This is a genomic window from Micromonospora thermarum (assembly GCF_012034245.1).
GTDB lineage: Bacteria > Actinomycetota > Actinomycetes > Mycobacteriales > Micromonosporaceae > Micromonospora > Micromonospora thermarum.
The window spans coordinates 1-1,964 of the sequence record NZ_JAATEO010000078.1 but is presented as its reverse complement, the minus strand read 5'-3'; the positions used below and the strand labels follow the sequence as shown (position 1 = coordinate 1,964).

The 1,964-nt window shown below is 73.1% G+C and carries 2 protein-coding genes; both read right to left on the bottom strand.

What is annotated here, in order from left to right; all coding sequences use genetic code 11:
- Window positions 1-200: 200 nt before the first annotated feature.
- Entirely contained in the window at window positions 201-482 is a 282-nt protein-coding gene (locus HCJ94_RS29780; protein WP_205802099.1) for a hypothetical protein, read from the bottom strand.
- 457 nt (window positions 483-939) lie between these two features.
- Complete coding sequence (locus HCJ94_RS29225) at window positions 940-1,902, bottom strand: carbohydrate kinase family protein (RefSeq protein ID WP_168004222.1); 963 nt, start codon at window positions 1,900-1,902, stop codon at window positions 940-942.
- Between the last annotated feature and the right edge of the window lie 62 nt (window positions 1,903-1,964).

Below are 1,964 nucleotides of genomic sequence, written 5' to 3'. Positions count from 1 at the left end.
GTCCGGCGTGTCGAGCCGGAAGGGACGGATTTCCTTGCCGTTGGACATGCTCTTCACCTGCCGGGTCGGGTCGACCGGTGCCGGGGCACCGGCGGGGCTGGCACGCGCCCATTCTCGCGCCGGCCCGGGGACCGGCGGACCGGAACGAGATTTTGCGCTGGATCCGGCCCGGACCGGTTTATCGACCTCGTACCTCTGCCTCAGAACGTGATCCAGTAACGCCGTGCCGGACCGAGTTCGGTGTCCCGGTCCCCCTCGACGATCCACCGGTACGTGCGGTGCACGCTGCCGGCGTCGGGCGGTTCCACCGGATCCGACTCGTTCGTCAGCCGGGCCACCCAGGCCACGAACCCGTCCGGCGAGTCCACCTCGTCGGACGGCAGCAGTCCGAATCCGTCCTCGTGGACGCCGGGGCCCCACTCGTCGCGCGCCTCCAGCCAGGCGGCGTGCAGGCGGGCGGTCGGCGGGATCAGCGCGGGCATCCGGCGACGATAGCCGTCCGAACCGCCGGACGCCTCGGGGCGACCACGCCACAACCGGGCCGAACCGGCGAACCTCGCAGGCAGTGGCAGTCGCGACCCACGTGGGGCCACAGGCCGCCGGCACACATCAAGGCGAAGTACGTCGGAAACTGGCGCGCCGAGCTGATCTACCGGCCGGCCGTTCTGCGCGCCATCCACGCCGCTCAGCAGGAGCGGAGCACGGGCCATCGCTGGCTGAGGCCGTTCCGTGACGACCGGGCGGCCGACTATCACCCGGGTGAGCCGGAGTACGGCGAACACCTGGCCCAGATCGCCGCCGACTTCCAGCAGGCACTTCACGGGAGCCGTTGAGGTCGATCCGGACCGCCGTCGAGCTGCCCGAGGAGCTTCAGAGCGAGCGCTCAGAAGGAGTACCCCGGTGCCCGAGCCGCAGCGCCGGCTCGGGCACCGGCCCGGATCAGCCGGGTCGCGCTGCCAGAGCGGGCGGGGCCGTCCAAGCGGCGGCGACCTCGTCGGCGCAGCGGTCGCCGTACGCCCGGATCAGCCGCTCACCGAGACGGTCGTGGTCGAGGTGGTACTCCTGGGGGCCGACCGCCTCCACGGCGAACGCCGCGACGGCGTTGCCGACCTGCCCGGCGCGTTCCAGCCCCAGACCCCACGAGAGCGCGGCGAAGAAGCCGGACCGGAAGGCGTCGCCGCCGCCGGTCGGGTCGGCCACCGAGGCGACCGGGACGGCCGGCACCTCGACGGCGGGCGTGTCGCGGCCGGTGATGCGTACGCCCTTGGCGCCGAGCGTGGTGACCTGCACCCCGACGCGGTCCCGGACCTCGGCGGCGGTCAGGCCGGTCCTGGCTTCGAGGAGGTCCTTCTCGTACTCGTTGGTGAGCAGGAACTCGGCACCGTCGATGAACTGGCGGACCTGTTCGCCGGAGAGCAGCGCGAGTTGCTGGGAGGGGTCGGCCGCGAACGGCAGGCCCAGCTCCCGGCAGCGAGCGGCGTGCCGGAGCATCGCGGCCGGATCGTCGGCGGCGACCAGGACGAGGTCGAGCCCGCCGCGCCGGTCCGCCGCGGCGGCGATCTCGACCCGCTCGCCCTCGGCCATGGCACCGGGGTAGAACGAGGCGATCTGGCACTCGTCCGCGTCGGTGGTGCAGACGAACCGCGCGGTGTGCGCGTCGGCGCTGATGTGGACGAAGTCACAGTCGACCCCGTGGCGTTCCAGCCAGGAGCGGTAGTCGTCGAAGTCGGCGCCGGCCGCGCCGAGCAGCACCGGCCGCAGGCCGAGGCGGCCGAGGCCGTACGCGATGTTGGCCGCCACCCCGCCGCGGCGGACGACCAGGTCGTCGACGAGGAAGGACAGCGAGACCCGGTGCAACTGGTCGGCGAGCAACTGCTCGGCGAAGCGCCCGGGGAACCGCATGAGGTGGTCGGTGGCGATGGACCCGGTGACCGCGATCGCGCCCACGGCGGGACTCCTCCCGG